Raw genomic sequence first — 25,431 nt, forward strand, 5'->3', positions numbered from 1 at the left:
CTTAAAATATATGGAATATTCAGCTACTCCAGTAAAAGCCCAAATTCCTTTAACAATTTCTTCTGGTATTCCGGATCTGATGCAGATTTTATAATATCAGACGTCCTGCCCAGCTCAGCAAGGCAGAGGATCAAACTGTTAATACTATGTTCTCCCTGCTGCATTCCCTGCTGCATTCCCTGCTGCATCCCATCCTTTATTCCATCCTGCATTCCAATTCCATAACCTTCATCATAGCCAGCCTGTAAACTTTTTCTTATCTTTTCCTCGATCTGATCCTGTATGATCCGATTTAATGCTTCACACATACAATCCGCCTCCCTGAATTTTTCTTCATTAGCCCTTACGATCATCTGCATGACTGATTCGTACAAAGGATTTTTCTGCTTTTCTCTGTATTCATTGAGAAGTCGTTTCATATCTTCCTTATCTTTTATTCTATCAGTCAGACTTCTCAGCCACAGATTTTTCTTCTTCGACAACTGTTCCGTTACAATAACCTGAATTGGGATCTTAGACCCTGTTACGTAATAAATTCCTTCTTCTATCTTTTTTATCCGGCATTTCCAAAACTCCCTCAAATGCCGGAGCATCTTCCGGGGATATGCCCTGCTTACCAAAGAGATCGTAATCTGCTCAATTGGGATTTCATCCTCAGTTACCGTATCTGCTTTATAAAAAAATGCATATCCACACACCTTATAAAAATCATTGATGCTTATATAATCCGTCGGACTCTTATACTCAATGATATTATATTTCCGGAATATCCTTCCGATGTTTTTATTAATGGGGATATCGGTCTTCTTTTTGATCACAAGCGCATCGATCTCCATTGGTTTCGTCCCAAGCTGATGCTCATTCTCAAAAATCAGATTCTCCCTTTCTGACTCCAGTTCTATCTGGATATCAGCAAAAAATGCAGGATGCCACTGCCGCAGATTAGAGCTGTTTGTTCTGTTTTTGTTTACGATCATACACGACTCCTCTATTTTGATTTCAAGGAGCCTCATCTGAAAACTCCTGCTGAAAAATGGAAAAAAGCATGAATTTTCTGAGATGACAGGCAATCTGCCTGATATATGAAATGTAATAGAAAAATAAGATTATTTTTAGAAAAATATGCTTTTACAGCATTTCCATAGAATCCCGGAACTGCTTTTTATTTTTGATAAGATCAGCTTACCACAATATGGTCTATGCTGCAAGCAAATCATTTCGACAAAATCCGCACAGTACTTTTTATTACCACAAAAAAAAGCCACATACGTTCCCAAAAATCCTTGGTCACAGTATGCAGCTTATTCAATCATCCACGATCACGTTACCTACGATCCGTACCACAATTACACCTGATCATTCAGCAGAACCTTCTCCATCCAGAAGCGCCTTATAAATATCCCGCTTGGAAACACCACGATCCCTGGCAGCAAGCTTCATGGCATCCTTCCTGGAATTCCCCTGCTGCTCATACATCGCCACATGCTCCGCAATGGAAATCTCCTCCCAGGAAGCACGCTTCTCCGCCTCCATCTCACTGCGGCTCCTGCCCTCGATCACAAGAACACACTCACCCAGCGGATTCTCATCTTTATAAAAATCCATCAGATCATCGATCGTAGTCCGGAATGCCGTCTCATGCTTCTTGGTCAGCTCTCTGCAAAGAGTCATCCGGCGGTTGCCAAGCGCCTCTCTGAGCTCACCAAGAGTCCGTACAAGCCTGTGAGGTGCCTCATACAGGATAATAGTCCTGGTTTCACAGGAAAGCTCCTCCAGGATCGTTTTTCGTTCTTTCTTATCCGCCGGAAGAAAAGCCTCGAAAGCAAAACGCCTGGTATGCAGGCCTGACAAAGTCAGAGCAGTGATACAGGCAGCAGGACCCGGAAGTGAAGTCACTTCAATTCCGGCTTCATAACACATGGCGGCAAGCTCCTCCCCGGGGTCTGAGATACCCGGAGTACCTGCATCTGTGATCAACGCAATGTTTGTACCCGCCAGCAGCTTTTCCACGAGGACATGGCCCTTATCGATCTTATTGTATTCGTGGTAGCTGGTCATGGGGGTTTTTATATCAAAATGATTCAGAAGTTTTATGCTGTTGCGGGTATCCTCCGCAGCGATTAAGTCCACTTCCCGAAGGGTTCTTAGTACTCGAAGGGTGATGTCTTCGAGGTTTCCTATGGGGGTGGCACATAAGTATAGTTTTCCGTTTTGTTTCATATTTTCCTCTTTTCTCGCTTGACCGCGGGGGATATTTCGCTTAACCGCGGGGGTTTGTTTAAGTTTGGAAACTTTGAAAACCGCAAAGGGGCCGCAAAGCCGCGCCCCCTCTGCACACCCCTTGGGCTTTTTTTAAGTAGTGCAAGGGATTCGTTGTTCTTATTTGTTGACTTGTGTCTGTATGCTTCGGTATTCAGCGCACTACGCTGTGCCGATGTTGTTTTATTTCTTCACTTTCTCTGTGATTCACTTCCGGCAAGGTGTCTGTATTCTTCGGTACTCAGCGCGCTACGCTGTGCCGATGTTGTTTTATTTCTTCACTTTCTCTGTGGTTCACTTCTGGCAAGGTGTCTGTATGCTTCGATACTCAGTACGCTACGCTATGCCGATGTTGTTTTATTTCTTCACTTTCTCAGTGATTCACTTCTGGCAAGGTGTCTGTATTCTTCGATACTCAATGCGCTACGCGTTGCGATCTCTCGCTTTGAATCTCAGGCGAGGGGAGGCAGGCTGCTGGTGGTGACGTTAGCGGAGCCCCCGTCAGCGAGGTGAGGATAGCTGCTGCCACCGAGCGCACTGTTTGAGCGAAGCGAGTTTGCGCGAATGGCAGCAAACCGGCGCCGCAGCCGAGCAGGGGGCGCAGCGTGTCACCACCAGCAGCCTGCCTCCCCTCGCCGTCCCTTCACCAACCGAAGTACCACAGCCACCACTACCTCCCAGCCATCCAGCGCAGCGCCGATGGCCCAAACCCTCCCGAGCAGCCACCCAATCTCTCACAACCAACCAAACAACCAACCAGGCAGCCACCCTAAGCCACAACATCACAACATTCACACCATCCGATACAACTTCAAAACATCCTCCGTATAAACCCCAGGCCGCTCATAAACCACCAGCGGCCGCTCAACCCGGATCCTGGAATTCCCGCCCTTACAAGCCTCGATCAACACCATATTCGGCTCCTTATCAATAAAAGGATACACCAGCTGCATCCTCTTAGGCTCCAGCTTATACTTCGTCAAAGTCGCCATCAGCTCCACAAGCCGAAACGGCCTGTGCACCAGAAAAAACCGCCCCCGGTCCTTCAGGACCCGGGCAGCCTGACAAGCAACATCATCAAACGAACACAAAATCTCATGCCTCGCGATCGCCTTCGGAAGATGCGGATTCGTCAACCCATGCTGCCCGATCATATACGGCGGATTACACGTCACCACATCAAAAGAAGCCGCCCCAAAAATCCCGGCAGCCTCCCTGATATCACCCTCAACGATCCGAACCCTGTCCTCAAGACCATTATACCTCACACTACGGTCAGCCATCTCCGCACACTCATGCTGGATCTCCAGCCCCGTGAAATGCTCCCCATCCGTACGATCCGAAAGCAAGATCGGAATGATCCCCGTACCGGTCCCCATATCCAGCGCAACCTCACCCCTCTTCACCCGGGCAAAGCCAGACAACAGAACCGCATCCATCCCAAAGCAAAACTTCTTCGGATCCTGGATCACAAACAACCCATTCTGAAGATCATCCACACGCTCACCGCAATAAACCAGATCACTTCTCATTCGGCTTCGAATCTCCCTTTTTAACCTCTTTCTCCTCGTGGTCAGCAGAACCACCCTTACCCTTTTTTCTCTTAGGGCGGAACCTCAGATCACGGACCGGAAACTCCTGGATCTCCTTCTCGTCATTCACCTCAACCACGATCTTAACCATCTGCCGGAGAACATTCACACTCTGGACCGTACCCGAAACACCCTGCGGCGTCGTTACCATATCACCGATACCCGGAAGATTCCGGTTCAGCTCCTCATAAGTCTCCTGCTCATTCTTCAGACAGCACATCAGACGACCACAGACACCAGAAATCTTCGTCTGGTTCAGAGAAAGATTCTGCTCCTTCGCCATCTTGATGGAAACCGGCGCAAACTCCGAAAGATACGTATGACAGCAAAGCGTCCTTCCACAGATACCAATACCGCCAAGGATCTTCGTCTCATCACGGACACCGATCTGACGAAGCTCGATCCTGGTCTTAAACACAGACGCCAGATCCTTAACCAGCTGCCGGAAATCAATACGGCCATCCGCTGTAAAATAAAACAGCACCTTGTTATTATCAAAGGTATACTCCGCATCGATCAGCTTCATATCAAGCTCATGCTCACGGATCTTCTTCTTACAGATCTTAAAAGCCTCTTTCTCCTTCTGGCGGTTCTCAGCCTCATGATCCTCGTCCTCCTTCGTTGCAACACGGAGAACCTCCTTCAGCGGATGGACCACCTCGTCCTCCTTCACGCTGCGCGGCTCCAGGACAACACGGCCATACTCCACACCACGGGCAGTCTCCACGATCACATGATCGCCGACCTTCACCTTATAATTCTTAGGATTAAAATAATAAATCTTACCAACGTTACGAAATCTGACTCCAACTACCTTTTCCATTCTATTTCTCCCTAATTGTCAGGAACAGGAGCTCCAGGGCAAGTTCGAGATTAACATTGGCACGGAGACGCACCTTCGTCTTCTCCAGTGCCTCAAGGATTTTTTCGATATTCTCATAAGAACGCTCGCTGGCCTGCTCTCTGATAAAATTAATCTCCTGTTTAAAAACCAGGTTGTCAATTTCCCTTGTTGCCTTAAACATCAGAACATCGCGGAACCAGAACTGGAAAATATCCAGATAATCATTGATATTATTCTTATCAGCAGTCAAAGTCTTGATCGCCTCTGTCAGCTCATAAACCTCCATGGAATTGGCATATTTCAAAATCTTCAGGGCATTGGCAGTCATATCTGCAAACTCCTGAGAAGTCGCAGCCTCCTTCGCCTTGCCGATACTGCCCTGCGCATAAGACGCATCGATCTCAGCCTGATAATCCGGCACCTGAAGATGCTCCATCAGATATTCCTTCACAAGACTGTCATCCACCACCTTCAGATCCAGACGCACACATCTGGAACGGATCGTAGGAAGAAGACTGTCGATATTGCTTGTCAGCAGCATGATCACCGCATATTCCGGCGGTTCCTCGATAGTTTTCAAAATGGCATTCTGCGCCTGCACCGTCATCATCTCCGCATCCGGAATGATATAGATCTTATACGGACTGCAGTACGGCTTGATATCCACATCACGCACAACCTGGTCACGCACCTCGTCAATGCTGATGCTTCCAGGCTTCTCATGAGTTACTGTAATGATATCCGGATGATTCTTGCCGATCACCTTCTTACAGGAATCACAAGTCATACACGGTTCAGACTCTCCCGATTCACACTGCAGCGCTGCCGCAAAAGTCCCCGCAAGAAGCTTCTTGCCGGATCCCGGTTCCCCTGTAAAAATATAAGAGTGGGATACCTTCCCTGTCTCTATCGCATTCTTCAAATGCCTGATTATATCGTCATGGCCGATGATGTCATGAAATCCTGCCATAAGAATCACCTCTTTCTGCCTTTTGTGCCCTCCGTTATACCCGGCGGACATCTTTCAACTAATTATAACATAATCTTCTGTATAAAAAAAACTATTTTTCCTTATTGTACAGATTTTATATAATTTACGATCTCCTTCACACATTCATCCAGATTATGATTCTCAAAACGCTTCCATATACCTGCTTTAAGAATATTTTCCTCGGAAAAATCATTCTGGTCTGCAAGAAAACGCCTGCACATCTCCTCGTACTTCGGCACCTCCTGGGTCTTCTCCCTGGCAAGCGCACGCTCCAGACGCTCTCCGTCTTCCACCTCTATATAAACCGGCCACATCACTTCATTGCCGTAATACTCCCGGAGCCTCACAAAAGACTCCAGTGTACCGATCCCCAGATAGCTGTCATTACCCACAGACACCTGCCCGTCATCCGCAGTAAAATATGTCCACGGCCCGTAAACTGTCTGATAAGTACGCGCCTCGATCAGCTTCCCGTTTCTTCGGAACTCCTTCAGTTTATTCTCATCTGCAAAAAAATATTCTCTTCCGTTCTCCTCTCCATCCCGGATCGGACGGGTAGTATAGATCACAAGCCGCTTAAGCCCCAGCTCCTGATTCCCCTCCAGCTGTCTGTAAATACTGTCCTTACCGGAAGAGCTTTTTCCCATAATGTAAAAAATCTTTCCCATATGTCTCCTCTGTTACATCTCATTTCTCACAACGCACACCGTCTCACTGGTCTGGTCGCTCAGACCCTGGACCTCAAAGCCCTGTTCCAGGTATCTTCTCACATTTTTTACGAAATGTCCAGAAATCTGTTCCCCCGGAACGATCAGCGGGATCCCCGGCGGATAAAGATACGCAAACTCCCCGGACGTACGTCCGATACACTCATCCAGCGGACACCGCTCACTCTCCGCATCCATAGCCTGGGAGATCCGCATAATCTGCTTCATTTTTCCGTTTTTCAAAGGCTCCTTCTCCACAGCCTCTTCTCTGTATTTTAACGATTCACGGCGGTCGATCTCTTCAATAGCATCACAAAGCCTCTCAAAACCCTCCGCCGTATCACCCACAGCCGCCAGCGCCAGCACATAATTCTCCGCCTCCATCTCCATTTCCAGATGAAACTCTCTCCGGAGGATCTTGTGCAGCTCCCGGCCGTTCAGCGAACTGTTCACAGTAGAAAGCAATATCTTGGATCTGTCAAAATCAAAAACTCTCTGGCACTCACAGGCCTGCGGCGTTACCAGCCGGATATACTTACACTCGGAAAGACGCCTGCGTGCTTTTTCCAGATTCTCCGTAAACACACGGAACATCTCATCCCCCTCACGCTCCAGCTTATCCATGCACGCATCAATGCTGCCCATAAGAATATAAGAAGGACTGCTGCTCTGATAGATTCCCAGAAAACGCTTCAGTTTTTCCCGGCTCACACGATCACTGCACAGGTGGATCACCCCCGTCTGGGTCAGACAGGGCAGCGTCTTATGCACACTGTTGATCACCACATCCGCACCAAGCTGCGCCGCAGACACCGGAAAATAATCCGAAAACCGAAAATGCGCCCCGTGAGCCTCATCCACGATCAGCGGCACACCATAGCGATGCGCGATCTCCGCGATCCTAGCCACATCCGACACGATCCCGTCATAAGTCGGTGAAGTGATCAGCACCGCCTGGATCTCCGGATTTTCCGCCAGATACATTTCCACACGACCGGGTGAAATCCCTCCGTTTATCCCCAATTTCGGATCTTCATGTGGATAAATATACGTGGCACTCAGCTCCCGCAGATAAATCGCATGGTAAACCGCCTTATGGCAGTTCCTTGCCACCAGGATCTGTCCCCCCTTATCCACAGCCGCAGACACCGCCGCCAGGATCGCCCCGGAGCTTCCATTAATACTATAAAAACTCTCCGGCACACCATAAAGCCGTGCGACATCCTCCTGGGCCCTTTTCAAAATATCCTCAGCATGATGCAGGTTATCAAACCCGTCAATCTCCGTAATATCCATCTCCACCGGAAAATCCCCCTCCACAGCCAGCGGATTTCTCTTATGCCCCGGCATATGAAACGGATAAAAATCACTCTTACCGTACGCTTCCAGTTTCTTGTATAATCTGTCTTCCATAGTTCGTCCTTTTCATCCTAAAAACAAGGAGGGGCTATCACCAGACGATATTCCCCTCCATTTTTATCACATCTCAGCAAAATCGATCCTCAGCTCCTCATAGATTCCCACCTTGATCGAATCCTGAAATGTATACTGCTCCGTATCCTCATTTTCAAAATCATACACCATTACCAGCTTCTTCACAGGATCCACGATCCAGTACTCTCTCACACCGGCAGTCCTGTATTTAAACAGCTTGGTATAATAATCCATACGCCTGCTCGCCGGAGAAACGATCTCGATGATCCAGTCCGGAGCCCCCTTACATCCCCTGTCATCCAGCTTATCCGGATCACAGATAACAGAAACATCCGGTTCCACATAAGTATTCGTCTTCTCATCCAGATACACCGCAAACGGTGCGGCAAACACCTCACATTTGCCCTTGTTAGAATCTATATAGTTACCTATCTTTCTGGACAAAATACTTGAAATCCTCTGATGCATCGTATTCGGCGGCGCCATATAATAAATATGTCCATCGATCAGTTCCGCTCTTTCACCCTCCGGCAAAGCATAAATATCCTCTATCGTATAAATTCTTTCCCTCAACAGCGGCATATCTCCACTCCTCTCAAAAGCACCCGGCAGATCATACACCATCATTCCGATCTGCACTCATACACCTGCAGCAGCTCCATCCGAAGCCTTCCCCACAGACTCACACCTTAAACCGGTACCCCACACCCCAGATCGTCTCAATATACTGCGGCTTGGCCGTATTAAACTCGATCTTTTCACGGATCTTCTTGATATGCACCGTAACCGTAGCGATATCACCCACAGACTCCATATCCCAGATCTCCCGGAAAAGCTCCTCCTTTGTAAAAACCCTGTTCGGATTCTCAGCCAGAAAAGTCAAAAGATCAAACTCCTTGGTAGTAAACGTCGTCTCCTCACCATTGACCCACACACGCCTGGCCGTCTTATCGATCTTAATACCACGGATCTCGATCACATCATTCTTATGCACATTGGAACCAACCAGCCGGTTATAACGCTCCATATGCGCCTTCACACGTGCAACCAGCTCACTTGGGCTGAACGGCTTGGTCATATAATCATCCGCACCAAGACCCAGTCCGCGGATCTTATCGATATCATCCTTCTTGGCCGAAACCATAATGATCGGCGTATTCTTCTCCTCACGGACCTGCCGGCAGATATCGAAGCCGTCCACCTCCGGAAGCATCAGATCCAGGATGATCAGATCAAACTCCTCCTTCATGGCACGTACAAGCCCCGTATCACCACGGTTCTCGATCTCCACCTCAAAACCCGAAAGCTCCAGATAATCCTTCTCCAGATCCGCGATTGCTTCCTCATCCTCTATGATCAAAATCCTACTCATTCATCGGTACCTCCTGATATTTTCTGAGAACAAAATACATGATCGTTCCGATCCCCAGCCGGCTTGTGGCCCAGACCTTTCCACCATGATCCTCCATGATCTTCTTTACGATGGAAAGTCCGATACCGCTTCCTCCCTTGGAAGAATTTCTGGAAACATCGGTACGGTAAAAACGGTCAAAAATATACGGCAGATCCTTGGCGGCAATACCCTTGCCGTTATCCTCGATCTCCACCTGGATAAAATCACCCACATCCTTCACACGAAGCTGGATGATCCCCCTTGGCTTCTCCATATACTTAATGGCATTACTCACGATATTATGGATCACACGGCGGATCTGCTCACCATCCGCAATAACCTGCACACCCTTCTCCACATAATTGGCATACACAAGCTCGATCCCCCTGGTCTCCATCTCAAGCCCAAGCTCCTCCGCACAATCCGAAAAATAATCCTCCACATTCAGCTTGCTGAACGTATACGGAATACGGTTGGTATCGATCTTGGAATAAAAGGTCAGCTCATTGATCAGATGATCCATCTCATTAGTCTTATTATAAATGGTACGCACATACCGGTCCATCTTCTCCGGCGTATCCGCCACACCATCCATGATCCCCTCCACATAACCCTTCACCGCAGTGATCGGCGTCTTCAGATCATGGGAAATATTACTGATCAGCTCCTTATTCTCCTTATCCATCAGGATCTTCTCTTCCGTGGACTCCTTCAGACGCTTACGCATCTCCTCAAAATCCTGGCAAAGCTGGGAAAATTCATCATTCCCCTCAACCTCCAGCACAAAATCCAGATTCCCCTCCTTGATGTTCTTGGTAGCCTTCTTAAGCTTCACTAGCGGAACCGCAATGCTCCGATAGATCCACAACCCTACGGACAACGCGGTAAAAACAAGGATGATCGTTGCGGTCAGGATCATATCCTTGGCCATCAGCTTCACCTGGCTGCTGGAAGACTGCGGCAGCGAAATATCATAGACCATCTGGCTGGAATCCGAAGCCTGGCTGCTGCTCTCCTGCACATGCCTCGCCTGCGTCTGGCTGAACCCGTACAGACTTGCGGAAAAAAGAAGCAGCGGCAGCAGGATGATCGCAACGAAGCCCACAATAATACGTGTTTTTAACTTCATCTGTATCTCCGTCCTTTATAAATTCACACATTCACATACACGTATTATAACATAAACTATATTCCCTATCTCTAAATTTTCTATAAAAAACCCCATCTTCCAGCATCAGTATTATTCCATTTTATTCTAAACTATGCTATCATATTTTTGTTGTCCACCCGATACCCGGCAACGGGAGGAGGTGAGTTCTTTTGGAAATTATTATCTCTTTTCTTGTTTCCTGCATGGCAAACATAACTGCCTATTACGTTTGCAAATGGCTAGACGGCAACAAGTAGGACAACGCTAACCTAGTGGTTTCTTGTCCACTATAAAAAATTAGAAGAAGCCCCCGGTATTGGCACTACCGGGGGCTTCACTCTTTGTTCTTTTGGAACTATTACTATCTCTTTTGCCTAATGGCATTATATCATATGCATTTCTTAAAATCAATATTCCTGCCAAAAGGATATATAAATATTTTTTTTGACTCTCTTACAGATACTTCTTCAGAGTCTCAACCTTGTCCAGATGCTCCCATGGAAGATCAACATCTGTACGGCCGAAATGACCATAAGCAGCAGTCTGCTTGTAGATCGGACGGCGAAGGTCAAGCATCTTGATGATACCAGCCGGACGAAGATCAAAATTCTCACGAACGATCTCAACAAGCTTAGTCTCAGAAAGCTTACCTGTTCCGAAGGTATTCACACTGACAGAAGTCGGATGCGCAACACCGATCGCATAGGAAAGCTGGATCTCACACTTGTCAGCAAGACCTGCTGCAACAATGTTCTTTGCAACATAACGTGCAGCATAAGCAGCAGAACGGTCAACCTTTGTGCAGTCCTTACCGGAAAAAGCACCGCCGCCGTGACGTCCTGTTCCGCCGTAGGTATCAACGATGATCTTACGACCTGTCAGACCACTGTCACCGTGAGGTCCGCCGATAACAAAACGACCTGTCGGATTGATGAAATACTTCGTATCCGCATCAACCATATCAGCCGGAATGATCGCATCAAAAACATACTTCTTAATATCCTCATGGATCTGCTCCTGAGTAACATCCGGATCATGCTGTGTAGAGCATACAACAGCATCGATTCTCTTCGGCTTGCCGGCCTCATCATACTCAACAGTAACCTGAGTCTTTCCATCCGGTCTTAAATATTTCAGAGTGCCGTCCTTACGAACCTTTGTCAGCTGCTGAGCAAGCTTGTGAGCCATGTTGATGGCATATGGCATATACTCCTCAGTCTCATTGGAAGCATAACCAAACTGAAGACCCTGGTCACCGGCACCGATGGAATCCAGCTCGTCCTCATTCATATCGTCCTCTTTCTGCTCAAGAGCCTTGTCAACACCCATAGCGATATCTGTAGACTGCTTGTCAAGTGATGTGATAACCGCACAGGTATCTGCATCAAAACCATAATCCGCATTGTCATATCCGATCTCACGGATAGTATCGCGAACGATCTTCTGGATATCAACATTAGCCTTGGTTGTAATCTCGCCCATAACAAGTACAAGACCTGTTGTAGTAGCAGTCTCACATGCAACACGGCTCATCGGATCCTGTGCCATCATAGCATCAAGGATCGCATCGGAAATAGAGTCGCAGACCTTGTCAGGATGACCCTCAGTTACAGATTCAGATGTAAATAAAATTTTCTCCATGATCTTCTCCTTTTGTAATAAAACAATGGTTATATACATAAAAAACAGCCCGTACAATCCGGACTGTTTAAATTCTGTAAACAATCCTCTTATTGTTCGATTGCTCGCTCAGGTTGGCACCTTCCTGGGTTATCCGGGGTTGCCGTGGCTTCACAGATCCTTTGTATCTCCACCACTCTGAATAAAAGGCTATCTTTTATGAAATTTACTGCAACACATACAATATACTTATCATACCAAAATGTCAAGAGCAATTTTCGATAAAAAATATCACCCGCTGCTTTTTCATCCCCAATACGTAAATATTCCAAAAAAAGAACCGGGCATCCACATCGCCCGGTTCTTCCATTGATCATCCTTCAAAATGATCCGTTATTTATTTTTTCTTCTTTCTCTTAACTCCATAAGCTGCACCACCGCCAACAATGATCGCTGCTGCAAGGATTCCAACCCATACGCCGATCGGTGTATCATCGCCGGTCTTTACAGAACGTCTTGCTGTACCGCTGGTATCGTTCGGAGCAGTTCCGCCCGCTGTACCATTATTCGGGATCGGAGTGATCCGATCATTTCCACCATGATTTGCTCCAGGTGTAGCAGTCGGAATCGGTGTCGGCTCGGAAGAAAGACTGTTGGTGATCTCCTTTGTTACAGTATATCGGTTATCATTATTCAGTGTAACCTCACCCTGACCGGTAACTGTATACTTAAAGGTATCATCATCAACCGGATTTCCATCCTTATCCGTCTCCAGAACAGTATACGTAACACTGTTGATCTCCTGATCCTTTGGAAGATCCAACATTACCTGAACACTATCATTCTGTTTCAGAGTCACTACCTTCTCAAGCGTCAGCTCACCGTTACTCTCAGTGGAGAACACACCTGCATAGAACGTATCATCCACAGTAGAAGCAACACCATCGATCATCACATTCTTCTTAATGTTGATAAATCCGTTACGGCTGAATATATCGGAAATCTTTGTATAATAGTTATTTACATAAGCCGCTGCCTCAGTAGCACCACTATCTCCACCGATCACAACCTGATTGGACTTCTCTTCACTCTCACCATTCGGCTTCGTTACATTGTAGTAGTAAAGATTCTCATCATCCACCTTGATTTTCGTATTCTGCTGAAGAGGCGTTCCATCCTCATCCAGCTCAAATACATAATAGGTGCCATCCGGAACATCCGTCCATGTAGCTGTACCACTGGAAGCATTCTGGATATGGATTTTCTGCATTTCTCCGTAACGTGCCTCTCCATCCGGATCAAGGTAAAGCCCAACATTATAAGTTACATCCTCCTTCGTTTCCAGAGGAATCACATTGTCGTTCTCATCAACATTATAGATCCTCTTCGTAACCTGGATCTGTGTATGCTTCTGCGGATTACTTACAGACTTCGGATAAGCCTGTACATCGTACATCCAGCCCTGCTCCTGATCTGCAAAAGGAACGGAGATCAGCATCGGTGAAACCATAACACTGCTGTTTCCATCTGTCTGCACCACCAGGTACATACCCTCAGCCAGATCAGCGAAAGTCATATTCCCCTCTGCATCAGAGGACTTGGACATACCCCACACATCCACGCTTCCGCTGACGATCATAGCCGCCAGCTTCTCTGCCGCTTCATACCAGCCGTCAGCCGTCGTGATGGAATCAAAATCGATTGCTGCGGCAGCCAGTGCCTCATCCAGCACGAAATGCACATTGCCATCAAAATTCACACTGCCAACCTTGTAGATCGTCAGCCCTACATCCGGCAGCGGAGTCTGGTTTCCCTCCTCATCCGCCTGCTGAACCGTCAACGTCAGATTACCTGTTTTTCCAGCTTCATAATCCCCGGCGAAAACCGGCTGCAAAACACTCGTGACCAGCATAGCCGTCAGCATCAGAACAGCCAGAAGGCTCCGGAATATTTTCCCTTGCTTTCTTCTATTTTTCATCGCTCTCTGCCTCCTCTTTCCTTTCTGAAAGCTGCTTCTTTTTCCGTTTTTTGTCCCTATGACGGACGATCAGATAAATCAGCAGGATCAGAACAACAAGCACTGCAGCGCCGCCGGCCAGAACCCTCTTCGGATCCACAACAGCAAGCTTCTGCGGTATCGTTTCGTCATTCTTTGTATCTTCCACCACATATTTCGTCCGCACTCCCCGGACAAGAAGCCTGTGGGTGTTAACTCCATAAGGGGTACACGTGATCAGAGTCACATGATCTTCACCCTCGATAATATCCAAGTCACTGGTCTCATCCGGAAGCACCGTCTTGATCTGATCCACCTTGTAGGCCAGATGCTTGCCAAGAATGTGCAGGATAAAAATATCTCCCTTTTCCATCTGATCCAGATCTGTAAAAAGCTTTGCGTTAGGAAGACCTCGATGCGCCGCCAGAACCGCATGGGTGCTCTTGCCTCCGATGGGAAGGCTGGTACCCTCCACATGACCGACACCCTTTTCCAGGACCGTTTTGCTCAGTCCATGATAGATCGCCAGTCTGGCTTTGATCTTCGGGATCTCGATACTCCCCATCAGACCATCACCGTTCGGATCCAGAACCCTGTCATAAGGATGACTCAGCTCATAAGTATCCTCTTCCTCAAAAGCATCTACAATGGCATTCACCGGATGCTCGGCATTATACTCCTTCGCCTCTTTCCACAGCCTGTCATAGTCGTTGTCCGAAAGCTCCGTTACCGCTTCCTCGTACTTACTGACCAGCTGGGCATTTCGATACTGGTTCCACATATCACTGATCGTGGGATAAAGGAACACACTCGCCCCCGCCAGAAACACCAGGGCAATCATGATGTTCAGGACAACATTACTCTTTTTCTTTTTTTTCTTTTTAGCCATAAATCATTTCCTGCGTCGTTTTTTGTTCTGAACAGAATTGATACCGGCAACCAGGATCACCGCGATCACAATTCCGATCACAACACAGAGAGCAAGCATCGGAAGCGTCGGATTGGTGATTCCGGTAACCTTCTTCTCTGTTTTCTGAACCGCCTTCGCAGCCTTCATCGGAACTCTGTGTCCCCTCACCAGAAGTCTGTGCGTATTCACCGCATAAGGCGTACACGTAACCAGCGTTACATAATCATCCCCATCCGTGATACCCAGAGACTCTGTCTGCTCCGGAAGAACGGTAAGAATCTGATCCACCTCGTAGGCAAGCGTCTTACCCAGCACATGCAGGTAAAAAACATCTCCCTCTTCCACAAGATTCAGATCTGTAAAAAGTTTCGCACTTGGAAGACCTCTGTGTGCCGACAAAATACAATGGGTACTCTTGCCGCCAACCGGAAGACTGCTGCCGAACAAATGACCAGCGCCCTTCTCCAGAGTCTCATCTGTCGTGTAATGATAGATTGGAATGCTCACATCGATCACAGGAATCTCCACATACCCCATCATTCCATCACCATTCAGGTTCAGAAGAGACTCATATGTACTGTCCGTCTGGCCATCCCTCACGGAAAAAGCATCCGGCACACTTTCCTGCTTGATCTGTTCGTTATACTCCTGAGCTGCCTTCCACATACTGTCAATCTTCTCCGAATTATCATCCGAAGAAACACTGCTGCTATAATTACTGATCAGCAGGCTGTCCCTGTACCGGTTCCAGGCATCACTGACCATTGGATACAGCAGTATGGACAACCCTATCAGAAACAGCAAACCAAGTCCAATATATTTTTTCTTCTTATTCTTTCTCATAGGTTTCTCCATACTGTTGTATTTACCACTCCCGGCCCCCGAAGGGGCCGGGCGGTAAAAGATTTACTACTTTGTTTTAATACTTGCTTTGTCGTTGCTTATAAATAATTTTTGAATTGAATCGATCCGGCAATCAAACGATTACTCCTCAGATCCTTTTCTGCGGCTGATGAAGAAAGCACCAGCAGCGCCAGCCATAACTACAACACCGATGATAGTGAAGAGGTATGTTCCCATGCCACCTGTGGATGGAAGGGAGGAAAGTTTGGTATTGACAAAGTTACCTGCATCAACAGTTACTTTATCCGTCTCATCTGCTGTAATTGTAAATGCTTTATTCTCAGAATTTACTTTATAACCTGTCGGTGCTTTTGTCTCTTTGAATTCATAGCTGCCTTCATCAAGACCTGTAACTTTTAATGTACCGTTTGTTGCTACTAATGTAGTTGTAGCATTCTGTTCTCCATCCAGAGCAACCTTGTACTCACCATTTGTTACTTTCACAACACTAATTGGTGTTTTTGTTGCCTCAGCACCTTCTTTTTCAGCAGAAGTTACCTTTAATAACTGGAACTCTGCGCCATTCAGTGTAGTTCCTTTTGTATCAACTTTCTTTAAAGTAACATTTCCCATAAAACCATCTACTCTACTCGGAGTATACTCAACAGTCTCTGCACTTGCTGTAGCACGGTTGTTATATGTGTGATCATTTTCTACTATAGCACTATATTTTACTTCAATTGTTGCACCAGCTTCTGTACTTGCAATAAAATCACTTAAATCTACAGTATATGTTACAGTTCCATCTCCATTAGAAACAGCAGTTGCTTTTGATTTATCTACAGTTACAGGGTTTCCAGCAATTTTAACACTATCAAGAACAAAGGTGTCTGCCTTCAGACCTGTTGAAGTATCTATTACTTTGAAAGTTGTTAAAGTCTCATTAGCAGCATTTGTTTTTGGTGCCATCTGTGTAGTTACTGTAAAGTTTACACGCTGTCCTCTGTGAACAAACTTATCCCCTGTCTCTTTTGTAACCTTATATTCTGACATTTTAGCAACTACATCAGCTGATTTACTAGCCATATAAGTATTACCGTCTTTATCATAGGTATTAGCTACCATAAGACTATAAGTACCTTTTGTGTCAAATGCACGAATAACATATGCACCGATTGGAAGTCCAGAAAATACATGACTTGTTCCAGGTTCTGTTGCTGTAAAATCTACGCTTTCCTGTGCATCTGCTGCATTTCTTAATCCATCAGAATTAGTAATACTGAATTCACCGGTTTCAGTATTTTCTGAGACATAATTTTTAGCCCAATCAACGACCTTCCATGTCTGATTTCCACCAGTCAAATCAAGATAAATAATATTATACACATTCAATGTAGTATCTACATCAGCTGCTAAATTTGTAACAGTAATATCATTTGTGTATTCATTTTCTACCTTGTCTGCAAATACCGCTGTGCACATAGACAGTACCATAACCGCTGCCACTAATAATGCACCAATCTTTTTAAATAAATTTTTCATAAGGTTTGCTCCTTTCTTTCTCTGCATTTTTCTTTTTCGCCCTTCATCGGCCATTTACAATTAATGTGTTACGATCTCTTTGCTTCTTCCTCCCTTCGTTTATTATTTATAAACAACAGGAGTGCAGTTGCAAGAATCGCTACACCACTGATTGTAAATCCATAGGTTCCCGGTCCACCGGATTCTGGTAAGGAATAAAGTTTTGTGTTTTTAATTATTAATACTTTATTCTCCGTATTCAGTGACCACATATTACTATCCTGTGCCGGACCGCCATTTTCGTCAACAAGCGTTACATTTCCTGTTTCGACTTTGAAGTAAATACTGCTACCTAATAATGAATATCCTTTTGGAGCAGTTGTTTCTGTCAGCTTGTAGATACCTGTCTTCAGATTATTCAGTTCAATGTCTGAAGCACCATTATTTACTTCTATGTCATTCTTAAGAGATTTCCAGCTGTTACCATCTTTCATCTCTAATTTGAATTTAGCACCTGTTAAAGAATGATTATCTGTATCTGTTTTCTTCAGATCCAGACTGGTTACTGCTTCGTTTGTGTAAGATGCAACACCTTTTACACCACCAGATGTATACGTGTAATCTGTTGCAATAACATTTGCTTTGTCTACATTATTACCAAGTGTAAACGTAAGTGATTTATCTGCATCTGATCTAGCGCTTTCACAATCTGTCTGACTGTCATCTGTAAAAATATCGAATGCCTGAATGGAATATCCATCTGCATTGTCTTCTGTTACCGTATACTCTCCTCTTGGAAGATCCGGCAGCGTAACTGTTCCGCTTGTTTCATTGGCCTTAACTGTTACACTTACCTGGCTCTTTGAAACATTCTGACCTTTCTTCGCATTCACATTAAATATAAATGTTCTATCTGTGTCAGATGCTTCCTTTACATTCTTTGTAATCTGAATCTGACCGCTGATGACATTGATTTTATAAGTGCCATATAAATTCTCATTATTTTTATTATGAGCTTTTTCATCTCCCACAGAATGTACTTTTTCATCACTAGTGGTAGTATTGGTATTGCTATCAGGACTTGGCTTTTCAGCGGGGCTATAAATCACTTCCAGGTAATACTCTGTAGTATCAGCAGGTGCTGTCTGTATTACGTTCGTTACTTCATCTTCTGCAATCTCGACTTTACTTCCGTTTGCACCTATTTTGTACCACTTATATGTGATTCGATCGTGTGCATCATCGGCGCTTATCGTACCATTTGCATAAGACGTAGCACCTGAAGTATTAAACATCGCATTTTGAATATCAGTTACTTCTGGTACTATTGTATCCCCTTTGTAGATAGTGATTTCTTTGTCCTGAATCAGCAGATTCACCTTAACATTAACCGTAGGCTGATTCAATACTTTCTCCAAATCTCCTACGCTAATCTTAGAATCAGGGGAGACGTTGGTAGGAATATTGTTACCACCGATGAAACTATCTTTTGCTTTTACAGTAATGGTTCTACTCCAGCCATTTGTACCATCTGTCGTGTGTTTAATGGTCTGATCAGTCCACTGTACCTGATAAGTACCGTCATCACGCTTTGTTACACTTCCACCATTATTATCTACAATTTCAAATCTACTGTCGATCACATCAGTAATTGTTGCACCGGTAATGTCAACGTTCTTATTAATTGTACTACTGATACTCTGGAAAATTTGTGTAAGCGATGCTGCATCATCTGCTGTTTTTGCGCAATCTTTTGATGAATCAATTCCTGGATACGTTTTGCCATTATAATCACCACCAGACAAGAACGTCTTCGCGCGATCTCCTTCATCATTAAGTGCAAAGCCTATGGTGTATACTGTATATGGATTTTTTGCATTATCCACATTATTTCTTCGGCCTGTTCTTAATTCGCTTGCCTGAGTTTCAGCATTTTTTTGTGCAGTACTATTCCAATCAGAACCGTCTCCAGTTGGCTTACCATCGGTGAACAGAACCACATACTTAGGATTTTCATCATCCATAGCATCCAACTTGTTCTTTGCATCCTTAAGTCCTACCGCAGGATCCGTACCTCCCTCCGCATTCAACCTATTAACGAAGTCTTTAAGCGCATTTACGTTTACACTATCTTCATCACCTACTTTTTCCAGATTTACAAATTTTCCATGATCACCATATGGTTTATTATTATTCTTATTGTTAGTACTGCTAAATACAGTAATACCGATTTTACTATTCGGAGATTTCTTCGCTGTATCATCTATAAACTGATTTACAGCATTCTTAAGTGCATTAAGCCGGGTTTCTGTTGAGCTAGTTTTTGTATATATTTTACAATTATTGTATTTAGAATCCGCTGCATCATCTGATGAATAATATCCGGTTTTCACACGCCATCCTGGATTCGTAAATATATCTCCTTTACTATACTTCATCTCCTTATAAGAACCATTCACATTAATATAATACGTTTTATCACGACGAAGAGTCCTTTTGTTATCCCTTGCTTCAGGAGTATTATCAGCAACATATGTGTACGAATCAGAAGTAATATTATATCCCATCGATCCGGACACATCCAATACCAACATGATATCTGCCACAGGCGTTTTCGTTTCAATTATGGAACTTGTACTTGTGGATGTTGCGTTAATGGTAATGTCATAGGTTCTCTGATCCCAGTCTTTCACTTTAGCCGTTTTGCTAGTCGTCATACTGGAGTCAATAATTTCCTGCCGGGTCTGGTTAACAATCTTCTTATCCTCAACTGTTTTTCCGGAACGGTCCTTCAAAGTAACTAAAGCTGCCGTATTATCACTGTTTTTCTTTACCTCTACAGTCCATGTTTCCGTAGATCTTACATAACCATCTGGAGCCTGTGTTTCTCTTAAATAGTAAGTTCCTTCTCTTAAACTTCTGAAAATTACTTTACCATCCACATTATCAACTCGTGCAGATTCTACACTTCCAATTTCACTCTTACAATCAGAATCTCCGTAAAGTGTAAAACGGGCTCCGTTCAATCCTTGCTCTTTATTAGAATTTACTTTCTGTAATTCTAATGTTCCAAGTGGATCTTTTGTAACCTGTGAAATAGTTGCATTTGGAAGCGTAAACTCCATCTCACAATTGGAAGCGACAGCTCCTCTTTCCATATAAAGAACTGTTAATGTATGCGCAGCTTTTTTCTCTGCATCTGTTAAATCTGCTTTTTTCTTACCATTTAATAAGTCCTCCCACAAATCTACTTCACCAGTAGTTGCACTATGAATTCCACCCAGGTCAATAACTACTTTCTTTCCGTCCAAAACAACCCATAAGTCGTCATCACCGGTAAATTTATACTTAAGATTTCCAATATAATCTCCAAGCGTAAACTTAATATCATAACGCAATCCAAAGAAATAGTTATGGAATTTATCACCACCACCATTACTTTCCATACCATCTTCTACATTACTATTGGCTTGATATCCAACAGAATCCAGTGGGAAGAAATTAGCACCAGCGTTTGCAGCCCATTCTCCCTTTCCATCATAAACAGTTGATAACTTATACGTATCTCCAGTTCTACTAAAATTAAGTTTATAATTCTTATATACTTTTCTAAGATATACTGTATTGTTATCTTTATCTTTTACAGATAAATCTTCCTGTTTAAAAAATCCTGGGTCTGCATACTTAAATGTAACGTTCGTTCCGTCAACATTATTTAATAATCCCTTTACTGTTTCTGTTCCATCCTTCTTTTCCCAGAATCCAGTCCAGCTATTTGGATATTGATTCTGATCATCCTGCCACACTTGGGTATACTCATCATAATTATATGAATATTCTCTATTAATGCCAGATCCACCTACTGTTAACTTTTGACTATTCTTATCCTCATAATTGTTCGGATTATTTATAGAAGTCCTGTCCTTGTAACCATTTCCAGTTTTTACCTTAACCGTATAATCAAAGAATGTCGGATCTCCAGTTGTTGTTCCCTCTGTAGCTTTATAATAAGCTGTAACTGTAGCATCCTCAGCCAGTTCTATAGACTTCTCAACATCTGTATCATCTGAAGCATGCTTTTCGTAATTATTTCCGGACTTTGTTTCAACCTTTACTCTTGTAACATTCCAGTTAGCAAGCTCTTTTAATTTAAGTCTGTCTGCAATATTAAGCGTTTTGACATCTGCTGCATAAATCTCATTTCCACCTTCGTCACAATATTTAACAGTAACATCGATGTTGTCATTTCCCTGCTGGACAATTACATAAGTAGAAAAATGCGTAGTCTCGAACTCAACATCACCATTCTTGGCAACGCTGCCATCCATATTTTCAACGTTATCATTCTCGTCTACGTGATATACATCCGCATCCTTGATCTTCTTCTCATCATTCAGAGATACAGATACCTTCACTGAAGCACCTGGCTGAACCTCTTCGCCGTCCACCAGGAATTTGATATCGTAGGCGTGGATTTTCTCGATGGCTTTCTTTTCTTTAATCGCTTCTTCGGTGATCTGGTCTTCCGCTTCCTGGCTGAGCTCTACCGGTGTTACGGAAAGCTCTGCATTGTCCGGAAGGTCTGCCGGATCGGTAAGAGTAACCTTAACATTGACTTCGTCACTCGTGTAATCATATCTGGTGATCTCAGGCTGAATTTCTTCTTCCTGCACATCCTCAGGCTCTTCTGCCTCATCACTGCTTTCAACAACCTGTGCCATATCACTTCTTATGTAAGCCTCAGTTCCTTCCCAGGAAACCTTGTACCAGGTTGCTCCGTCCTCTGCTGTTACGGTATCCAGAAGTGTGAGCTGTGTTCCTGCGTTTACAGTTGCCAGAACCTCTGCCTCGGTAGATGGGCTGACACGAAGATTCGTATCGTCTCCCAGAACCTCGATCAGGCTTGTCTCACCATTCTCATCTGCTGCCGGAACTTCCTCCGGGCTCGCAATATCCTCTGCCGGTTCTTCCACCACATCCGGATCCTCTGCCGGCGCTTCGGTAGGTTCAGCATCCGGATTCTCCGCTGGCTCCTCAGAAGGCTCTGCCTCAGGAGTTACCTCCGGATTCTCTGCTGCCGGTGTCTCAGCTGCATCCTGCTCAGGCTCGTCCGAAATATCCATTCCGTCCGTAAGCTCCTCTGATGCGATAGGCACCTCGTCCTCATTACCGGAAACAGCTTCCGTCTCGACATCTGCTGTCTCAGGAGAATCCCACATAACGGCAAAAACAGCTGCGTTGCCAGTCTCAACCTGAAGTGTCTGGATCTGTTTGCCCTCGTTGACATTCAGAACCTTCAGATCCTCGTTGGCCTGTAAGGTGTTAACATCAGTATCACCGGTACTGCTGTTATAATGAAGCTTCTCAACGGTTACACTCGTACTGGCTGCATCGGTAAGCTCCGGTGCTGCCGGTGTCTTGTACTCAAAAGTTACTCTGACTCTGCCGTTCGGCTCGACTCTGTTTCCGTCGCCATCAGCAAAATACACATCATACGCAAAAAAACCTCTCAGGCTGCTGCCCTTGTCTGTAGCTGCTGCTGAAAGCTTCTGAGAAACTGTATCATAAGATACGGAGGAATTCTCGTTTACGCTGTCAGCCTTCAATGCTGTATTCTGCGGAAGAGCTCCGTCCTCCAGTGCCTCTGCTGTTACTTTAACAGAATCATTTTCATATGTAAGTGTCGATTGCTGCGCCTGTTCCGTTTCCTCCTGGTCAGCGCTGCTTACATCCGGTGTCGATTCTTCGGCCGCTGGTTCAGATGTAATTTCGCCATCTGTAAATATATCCTCCGTTCCATCTCCGAACGCCTCACTCGCGGAGATCGTATATGCACTCGGCATACAGGATACCATCAACGCCAAAGCCACCATAAATGCCAGGAGTTTTCTGATCTTATTATTCCTTAATTTTTTCATACCTTTCCCGCTTTCCTATGTGTGCATTAACGTGTACTGTATTTCTTATTACTTTACTTCTGTTTATATTCCTTTCTCTTAAAAAAGCTTCATGTTTTTAGCCGGTGAGTAAACAGGTTACACCTTTTCAATATTTTACCCTTATGTGATTGTAATATCAATATACCAGGCATTTTTGGTAAGGATATTGACATTATCAGATGCTATCGAGAATCAGTCTTCAACTCCTCCTTCTTAACTTACTCGTTCACTGGTTCTTTTCGTCTGATTTCCCAATAAAATCTGACTATTTGTGGTATTTATTATACAACACTACCAGTTGTTTTGTAAGGCCCGTTTTTTCAAAAAAAAGTGCCTCTGTCACTATTTTAACATAAATTTTTTCAGCTCATCCCGCTTCTTGACATTCAGCTTGCAAAAGATATCCGTAAGGTAATGCTTGACAGTATTAATGGAAATCCCCAGATGCTCTCCGATCTCCTTATTAGTCCATCCCCCACTTGCCAGCATGGCAATAGAAAACTCCATCGTCGACAGCTCCCCCGTAACCTTTCTCCGGTTTTCCGGATTATGAAGCGCCATCCAGCCCCTGCTGAAAGAAATCACACCCTCCGTAATCCGCTGATACGCCTCCGGATCCCGGTTCCGGATACAAGCCTCGATCAGCCCCCCCGCAAAAGCCCATGATGCTCAATAAAAGGCTCCAGAAACCCATCCATCTTCGCCAGCTCCCAGCTCCGGAGCATCTCCTCCTGCGCCTCCTGCTTATGCTTTCGGTTGATCGCACACACCGCCATCATACAGTGGATATACGTCATACTGATCGGATACGACCTCTCCGCCATAAACAAAGCAGCCTTCCCCATCCCATAAGCACTCCATATCTCCCCGTTAAGATAAGTATGGTGAGCCATCACATACGTGGCAAAAAGCCTCAGTCCCTCAGGAAGCATCCTGCTGTACTCCCCAAAAGCAGGCATCCCATCCGTAGGCAGATGAAGCAAAACCGCCCCCACATACCCCGCCAGAAGACAGGACGCATAAACATCCTTAGGAACCTTCTTCTTCATAGCCAGCTTCACACAGGACTGGATTCCCTCCATCCCCCGCTTAGCCGCCGCCACATTCCCCAGCGTCAGATTAGAATACCCATACAAAATACACGCCGAAAGCTTCAGCTCAATAACCCTGCTGGACAGATACCCCCTCGTGATCTCACAACACTCCTCCGCCTGCCCCGTAAAATAAAAAAGCTCAGCCCGCGCAATATTCCTCAAATCCACATCCACAAACCCCTCAACAACCTCCCGAGCCCTCCCAGGCTCAAAAGACGAATTCAAAAGCGGCAAAACCACATAATCACACATACACTCCACTCCCCTCCAAAACCCAGGCAGCCCCCAAAAGACCACCCTCAAAACCAAACCAACAAACCTCCGAAGCCCTCACACAAGCCACATCAACACACATCCGAAGCCCATCACACACCCCTCATCAACACACATCCGAAGCTCATCTCTCAAGCCACATCAGCACACATCCGAAACTCATCTCTCAAGCCACATCAGCACACATCCGAAGCCCATCTCTCAACCCTCATCAGCACACATCCGAAGCTCATCTCTCAACCCTCATCAGCATACATCCGAAGCTCATCTCTCAAGTTCCACAAAACAGTCACCAAAACTCCGGATATCAATCAACCAGTCAATCAGTCAACCAATCAACCAATCAGGCAACCATCTTTTTCCATAATTATAATCCAAAATACTCCAAAAATAAATTTAAATATTACACAAAAACACCACACCCTATCCAAAACAGCCTCTATCCCCAATCCCCTCACGACAAATCGCAAAAAAACTCACCCACCCACATCCAACGCAGCGCCGATGCCCCACCACCTCCCGGCACACCACAAGGAAACTCAGCCCCTGCAGCCATCCAGCGCAGCGCTGATGGCCCACCACCCTCCCGTCAGACCACCTCACCTCACACCCCCAAAAAACAGAACGGACAGACTGCCAGCGGGGCGGCTGCATGGTCGGGACCCGGTGCGTCGGAGTAAGCCGCTGGTCATACTTGGCGCCTGGGGCTTCTGACGGGAAGGTACTCTGCGGCCACAAGCCGCAGAGTAAGCCCCATCTGTCTGAGCCAGGTACGCATCAGCGTACATGGCGAGTTATGGGGCGCCCTGCACGACAGGCGCCTCAGACGCCTAGTATGACCCGGCGAAACGACCGCACCAGGCAC

The 25,431-nt window shown here is 45.4% G+C and carries 18 protein-coding genes and 1 riboswitch; all 18 genes read right to left on the bottom strand.

What is annotated here, in order from left to right; all coding sequences use genetic code 11:
• Positions 1 to 23 precede the first annotated feature (23 nt).
• The 18 genes from NE671_RS09700 to NE671_RS09785 all read right to left on the bottom strand — a co-directional run bounded on the left by NE671_RS09700 (position 24) and on the right by NE671_RS09785 (position 24,545).
• The gene (locus tag NE671_RS09700; protein WP_173740579.1) at positions 24 to 977 is read right to left on the bottom strand and encodes a 3-isopropylmalate dehydrogenase; all 954 of its coding nucleotides are present in this window, start codon (positions 975 to 977) and stop codon (positions 24 to 26) included.
• A 379-nt stretch (positions 978 to 1,356) separates the two neighbouring features.
• Entirely contained in the window at positions 1,357 to 2,220 is an 864-nt protein-coding gene (gene rsmI / locus NE671_RS09705; RefSeq protein ID WP_173740578.1) for a 16S rRNA (cytidine(1402)-2'-O)-methyltransferase, read from the bottom strand.
• 830 nt (positions 2,221 to 3,050) lie between these two features.
• Positions 3,051 to 3,791: a tRNA1(Val) (adenine(37)-N6)-methyltransferase gene (locus tag NE671_RS09710; RefSeq protein WP_015526580.1), complete on the bottom strand. Its 741-nt coding sequence runs from the start codon at positions 3,789 to 3,791 to the stop codon at positions 3,051 to 3,053.
• Positions 3,781 to 4,674, bottom strand: a complete 894-nt coding sequence (locus NE671_RS09715; protein WP_015526579.1) for a PSP1 domain-containing protein — start codon at positions 4,672 to 4,674, stop codon at positions 3,781 to 3,783. Before NE671_RS09715 ends, NE671_RS09710 begins: the two co-directional genes overlap by 11 nt.
• Before the next feature lies 1 nt (position 4,675).
• The gene (holB, locus tag NE671_RS09720) at positions 4,676 to 5,665 is read right to left on the bottom strand and encodes a DNA polymerase III subunit delta' (protein WP_015526578.1); all 990 of its coding nucleotides are present in this window, start codon (positions 5,663 to 5,665) and stop codon (positions 4,676 to 4,678) included.
• A gap of 101 nt (positions 5,666 to 5,766) precedes the next feature.
• Complete coding sequence (locus tag NE671_RS09725; RefSeq protein WP_092072411.1) at positions 5,767 to 6,354, bottom strand: guanylate kinase; 588 nt, start codon at positions 6,352 to 6,354, stop codon at positions 5,767 to 5,769.
• A gap of 12 nt (positions 6,355 to 6,366) precedes the next feature.
• A complete protein-coding gene (locus NE671_RS09730) occupies positions 6,367 to 7,806 on the bottom strand; it encodes an aminotransferase class I/II-fold pyridoxal phosphate-dependent enzyme (RefSeq protein ID WP_173740577.1) in 1,440 nt (479 codons plus the stop codon).
• A gap of 66 nt (positions 7,807 to 7,872) precedes the next feature.
• The gene (locus NE671_RS09735) at positions 7,873 to 8,409 is read right to left on the bottom strand and encodes a Uma2 family endonuclease (protein WP_022426158.1); all 537 of its coding nucleotides are present in this window, start codon (positions 8,407 to 8,409) and stop codon (positions 7,873 to 7,875) included.
• Positions 8,410 to 8,509: 100 nt separating this feature from the next.
• Positions 8,510 to 9,199 (bottom strand): response regulator transcription factor, encoded by a 690-nt coding sequence (locus tag NE671_RS09740; protein WP_015526575.1) that lies wholly within the window; start codon positions 9,197 to 9,199, stop codon positions 8,510 to 8,512.
• On the bottom strand, positions 9,192 to 10,349 hold the full coding sequence (locus NE671_RS09745) for a sensor histidine kinase (protein ID WP_173740576.1): 1,158 nt from the start codon (positions 10,347 to 10,349) through the stop codon (positions 9,192 to 9,194). Before NE671_RS09745 ends, NE671_RS09740 begins: the two co-directional genes overlap by 8 nt.
• A 474-nt stretch (positions 10,350 to 10,823) precedes the next feature.
• Positions 10,824 to 12,011 (bottom strand): methionine adenosyltransferase, encoded by a 1,188-nt coding sequence (gene metK, locus NE671_RS09750; RefSeq protein WP_015526574.1) that lies wholly within the window; start codon positions 12,009 to 12,011, stop codon positions 10,824 to 10,826.
• An 86-nt stretch (positions 12,012 to 12,097) separates the two neighbouring features.
• Positions 12,098 to 12,199, bottom strand: a riboswitch (SAM riboswitch).
• A gap of 188 nt (positions 12,200 to 12,387) precedes the next feature.
• Positions 12,388 to 13,968, bottom strand: coding sequence for a pilin N-terminal domain-containing protein (locus NE671_RS09755; RefSeq protein WP_173740575.1), 1,581 nt, complete (start codon positions 13,966 to 13,968; stop codon positions 12,388 to 12,390).
• The gene (locus NE671_RS09760; protein WP_173740574.1) at positions 13,958 to 14,875 is read right to left on the bottom strand and encodes a class C sortase; all 918 of its coding nucleotides are present in this window, start codon (positions 14,873 to 14,875) and stop codon (positions 13,958 to 13,960) included. Before NE671_RS09760 ends, NE671_RS09755 begins: the two co-directional genes overlap by 11 nt.
• Before the next feature lie 3 nt (positions 14,876 to 14,878).
• The gene (locus tag NE671_RS09765; RefSeq protein ID WP_244095965.1) at positions 14,879 to 15,739 is read right to left on the bottom strand and encodes a class C sortase; all 861 of its coding nucleotides are present in this window, start codon (positions 15,737 to 15,739) and stop codon (positions 14,879 to 14,881) included.
• A gap of 141 nt (positions 15,740 to 15,880) precedes the next feature.
• The gene (locus NE671_RS09770; protein ID WP_256163922.1) at positions 15,881 to 17,281 is read right to left on the bottom strand and encodes a SpaH/EbpB family LPXTG-anchored major pilin; all 1,401 of its coding nucleotides are present in this window, start codon (positions 17,279 to 17,281) and stop codon (positions 15,881 to 15,883) included.
• A 68-nt stretch (positions 17,282 to 17,349) separates the two neighbouring features.
• The gene (locus NE671_RS09775; protein ID WP_256163924.1) at positions 17,350 to 23,178 is read right to left on the bottom strand and encodes a SpaA isopeptide-forming pilin-related protein; all 5,829 of its coding nucleotides are present in this window, start codon (positions 23,176 to 23,178) and stop codon (positions 17,350 to 17,352) included.
• 363 nt (positions 23,179 to 23,541) lie between these two features.
• A complete protein-coding gene (locus tag NE671_RS09780) occupies positions 23,542 to 23,760 on the bottom strand; it encodes a helix-turn-helix transcriptional regulator (RefSeq protein WP_044961618.1) in 219 nt (72 codons plus the stop codon).
• Positions 23,761 to 23,840: 80 nt separating this feature from the next.
• Entirely contained in the window at positions 23,841 to 24,545 is a 705-nt protein-coding gene (locus NE671_RS09785) for a DNA-binding response regulator (RefSeq protein ID WP_256163925.1), read from the bottom strand.
• Positions 24,546 to 25,431 lie beyond the last annotated feature (886 nt).

Source organism: Blautia sp. DFI.9.10, from assembly GCF_024461705.1.
Classification (GTDB): domain Bacteria; phylum Bacillota; class Clostridia; order Lachnospirales; family Lachnospiraceae; genus Blautia_A; species Blautia_A fusiformis.